The 3,944-nt window shown below is 64.7% G+C and carries 5 protein-coding genes; 2 read left to right on the top strand and 3 right to left on the bottom strand.

The window, feature by feature from the left end:
• From fliF to AX735_RS14330, 3 genes are all read right to left on the bottom strand, one after another.
• Nucleotides 1–831: flagellar basal-body MS-ring/collar protein FliF (gene fliF, locus AX735_RS14340; RefSeq protein ID WP_082751115.1), on the bottom strand; the 831-nt coding region annotated here is incomplete at its 3' end.
• A 3-nt stretch (nt 832–834) separates the two neighbouring features.
• Entirely contained in the window at nt 835–1,179 is a 345-nt protein-coding gene (gene fliE / locus AX735_RS14335; RefSeq protein ID WP_060979441.1) for a flagellar hook-basal body complex protein FliE, read from the bottom strand.
• A 22-nt stretch (nt 1,180–1,201) separates the two neighbouring features.
• Complete coding sequence (locus AX735_RS14330) at nt 1,202–2,509, bottom strand: sigma-54 interaction domain-containing protein (protein ID WP_066281652.1); 1,308 nt, start codon at nt 2,507–2,509, stop codon at nt 1,202–1,204.
• A gap of 335 nt (nt 2,510–2,844) precedes the next feature.
• Between AX735_RS14330 and AX735_RS14325 the strand changes: the two genes are divergently transcribed.
• Nucleotides 2,845–3,660 carry a flagellin N-terminal helical domain-containing protein gene (locus AX735_RS14325; protein WP_023837585.1) on the top strand — a complete coding sequence of 272 codons (816 nt, stop codon included), beginning with the start codon at nt 2,845–2,847 and terminating at the stop codon, nt 3,658–3,660.
• Between the two features lie 152 nt (nt 3,661–3,812).
• The coding region (locus AX735_RS24420; protein ID WP_446471823.1) for a flagellin N-terminal helical domain-containing protein at nt 3,813–3,944 on the top strand (132 nt) is incomplete at its 3' end.

Below are 3,944 nucleotides of genomic sequence, written 5' to 3'. Positions count from 1 at the left end.
GGTCTCGTGGGCTCGGAGATGTGTATAAGAGACAGTCTCGATCTGCTGCTCGACGCCGTTCATTCCGTTCTTGCCGTCGCCCGAGAGAAGGCGGCCATTCTGGTCGACGACCGAGACATTGTCGGCCGACAGCCCGGGGACCGAGCTGGCGACGAGATGGATGATCGCCTGGACCTGCGATTCGGGCAGGCGTCCGGCATTGGCGAGCTGGAGCACGACCGAGGCGGCCGGCTCGTTGCGGTCGCGGATGAACACGCTGGGCGGTTCGACCGCGAGATGGACGCGTGCCGAGACCACCGATTCCATCGCCTCGATGCTGCGCGCCAGATCGAGCTCGCGCGCGGCGCGGAGCTTTTCATTCTCCACCGCGCGGCTGGCCCCCATCGGCATCGACGAGATCAGCTCGTCGCCGCTCGGCGCGCTCTTGGGCAGGCCTTGCGCGGCGAGCGCGATCTTGGCCTTGTGGTAATCGTCTTCGGAGACCATGATCGTGCCCGAGCTTTCCTCGAAGCTGTACGGGATGGTCGAGCTGTCGAGCGCGGCGATCACCGCCGCCTTGTCGCTATCGGGCAGGCCGCGGAACAGGTCGCGCTGCGGCGGTTCGCGTAAGGCTGCCCAGGCGAGCACCGAAAGCAGCACGACGCCCAGAAAGCCGACCAGCGGCATCGCCTTGGACACCGCCGGCTGGCTCATGAAATTGCGGACCTGCGCCGGGATCGCGGTCCCGTTCAGCACGCGCGCGCCGGCACCAGCCCCGGTGCCGGGGCTTCCGGGGATCACGGCCGGAGCGGATCCGTCGACATTATTGGGGGTGATGGTGATGTCGGACATGGATTACACCGGCATGTTCATGATGTCCTGATAGGCGGACAGCAATTTGTTACGGACCTGCAGCGTCGCTTCGAAACCGATCGACGCCTTCTGCTTGGCCATCATCACCGCCGCGATGTCGGTGGTCTGGCCCATTTCATAGGCGGTCGCGGCCTCGGACGAGGCGTGCTGCACCTGGTTGACCTGGTCGAGCGCGGTCTTGAGCGTGCCCGAAAAGCCGTCCGTCCGGGTCTCGGTCGGCTCGGTGCCCAGCATCGGGGATTTCTTGCTGATCTGCTGCAGCGCGCTGTTCTGTTGCAGAATGGCGTTGCGGGCGGCCATGATCGAGCTGCTGATATTGGTGCTCATGGGTTCTGTTTCCCGTTATCGATCAGGCTGCGGCTGCCAGCTCGCGCATATTGGCGAGGCGGTAGCGCAGGGTGCGTTCAGAGATGCCGAGCATCTTGGCGGTTTCGCGGCGGTTGCCGCCATTCTCGTCGAGCGCGCGCTGGATCGCGTCATGCTCGACTGCGCGCGACAGGCTGTGCAGATCGCTGCCGCGCATCAGGCGGGCGGAACCGGCGGCAGGCACAGGATCGGCACGCGGCGTGCTGATCTGCGGCGCGGCGACGGGCTGGACCGGAGCGGGCGTGAACAGGCGGACGGGGGCAAGGCCCAGATCCTCGGCTTCGATGGCATCGCCTTCACGCAGAACCAGTGCGCGCTGCAGCACATTGCCCAGCTCGCGGGCGTTGCCCGGCCAGCTGTGCGCCTGCAGCGTTTCAAGCGCTTCCGCGCTCAGCCAGGCGAAATCGTCGCCCGCATTCTGCATGCGCAGCAGCATGGCGGCGGCAATGGCGCGGACATCCTGACGGCGATCGGCAAGGCGGGGGAGTGCGATCGGCATCACGTTGAGGCGCCAGTAAAGGTCTTCGCGGAACTCGCCGGCGGCGACCAGCTCGGCGGCATCGCGGTTGGCGGCGGTGACGATGCGGACATCGACCTTGACCGCGCGGGTCTCGCCGACGGGCAGGACTTCGCCTTCCTGCAGCGCGCGCAGCAGCTTGGCCTGGAGCGCCAGCGGCAGCTCGGTGATCTCGTCGAGGAACAGCGTGCCGCCATCGGCCGCGCGGAACAGGCCCTCGCCATCGGCCGATGCGCCGGTGAACGCACCCTTCTTGTGGCCGAACAGAATCGCCTCGACCATGGTTTCGGGAAGAGCGGCGCAGTTGACCGCGATGAACGGGCCCTTGGCGCGCGGGCTTTCGTCATGCACCAGACGCGCCATGCCTTCCTTGCCGGTGCCGGTTTCGCCTTGGATCAGCACTGCAGCCTCGCTGCGCGCGATGCGCGCGGCATAGCCCATCAGCTTGGCCATGGCGGGTTCGCCGACGGCGGGGCCGCGTCCGGCGCGCAGCAGCTCTGCCACCAGCGCCAGGCCAAGCGCCATGTCGTCAAAGCCGAAGGCGATGCGCGCGGGCAGGCCGTTGGCAGCGCGGACGAGCGACGGTGCGCCGTCGCGAAAATCGATGAGAATGTCACGATGGCTGGCCGAAGCGATTTCCGCGGCCATCAGCACCTTGGCGGTCTGCACGGTCGCAGCACCTGCGGCGACCGGCTTGATCCAGGCCGATGCGAGCCAGCTTTCCAGCATGGGCAGATTTTCACGAACCGCCTCGCTGATAGTGCATTCGATCATTTTTTCAGTCCCCCGACTTAATGGATCGCGTTGGCCAGCCGTTACACTGGCCCCCGCAGGTCCAAAGCAAAGCAATCGCCGTGCCAAATCGGGAAAACGGCAGAAAATGGCCGCCCACACCCCCCTATATATATAAGGCACACCACCGCCGCCAAAAAATTGACGGGTTTTGCCGGGCCGGGGCGTCAGAAAATTGACGCCTGTCGGCCAAATGACAACCTGTTCGAAAGGTGTGTGAAAACTTCTTAATGGCTTTCCAACCGTGCCGTTAACCATGTCGAGGCCGCTGACAGAAGCAGTGCGCCGCAAGATTGACCAAGCGAAAGGAAAGACTGATGACTGTTATCGGAACGAATATCGGCGCCATCCGCGCTGCCAATGCCTCGACCGCTGCCCAGGCCATGCTGGGCCGCGCGATTGACCGCCTGTCGACCGGCAAGCGCATCAACTCGGCCGCCGACGACGCTGCCGGCAATGCGATCGCCACCCGCATGACCTCGCAGATCCGCGGCCTCGGCCAGGCCGTCCGCAACGCCAATGACGGCATCTCGCTGACCCAGACGGCCGAAGGCGGCATGAACGAGATCACCAACATGCTGCAGCGCATGCGTGAACTGGCCGTCCAGTCGGCATCGGGCACGCTGAGCAACAGCGACCGCACCAACCTGCAGGCGGAAGTCGCGGCGCTGATCCTTCAGGTCGACGATGTTGCCAACAAGACCAACTTCAACGGTGTGTCGCTGCTGACCGCCGCTGGCCCCATTGCGATCCAGACCGGGATCGACTCGGGCGATGTCGTCAACATCACGCTCGCCAACGTCACCACCACTGGCCTTGCCGTCGGCACTATCGATATCAGCACCGTCGCAGGCGCCGGCACCGCGCTGACCGCGCTCGACACGGCGCTGAACAACATCACCACCGCTCAGGCGAACCTGGGTGCCAGCCAGAACCGTCTGCAGGCGACCGTGTCGAGCCTGATCAACCGCTCGACCAACCTGTCGGAAGCGCGCTCGCGCATTCAGGACGCCAACTTCTCGGACGAGTCGACCAACCTCGCCAAGGCGCAGATCCTGAGCCAGGCATCGACCGCGATGCTCGCCCAGGCGAACCAGAGCCAGCAGGGTGTGCTCAGCCTGATCCGCTCGTAAGACCGGAGGGTAAACTGATAACAGCATCGTCGGGAAAATGACGGGCGTCAAAATACTGGTCATATTTTGACTTAAAGCCCGTCATTGCCCGCCGTTAATTCCTTTCGAGGCCGCTTAGGAGGGACCGAGCGCCCCATCGAAAGGAATATGAGATGACTGTTATCGGAACGAATGTCGCGGCGCTTCGCGCCGCTAACGCTTCGACCTCGGCCCAGATGAGCCTGTCGAAGTCGATCGATCGCCTGTCCACCGGCAAGCGCATCAACTCCGCTGCGGACGACGCG

Source organism: Blastomonas sp. CCH1-A6 (assembly GCF_001556365.1).
Taxonomy (GTDB): domain Bacteria; phylum Pseudomonadota; class Alphaproteobacteria; order Sphingomonadales; family Sphingomonadaceae; genus Blastomonas; species Blastomonas ursincola.
This window is presented reverse-complemented; position numbering and strand designations above follow the sequence as displayed.

Bases quoted from the DNA above. Each gene is read 5' to 3' on its own strand.
- fliE (WP_060979441.1), bottom strand. From the start codon at position 1,179: ATGAGCACCAATATCAGCAGCTCGATCATGGCCGCCCGCAACGCCATT.
- AX735_RS14330 (WP_066281652.1), bottom strand. From the start codon at position 2,509: ATGATCGAATGCACTATCAGCGAGGCGGTTCGTGAAAATCTGCCCATG.
- AX735_RS14325 (WP_023837585.1), top strand. From the start codon at position 2,845: ATGACTGTTATCGGAACGAATATCGGCGCCATCCGCGCTGCCAATGCC.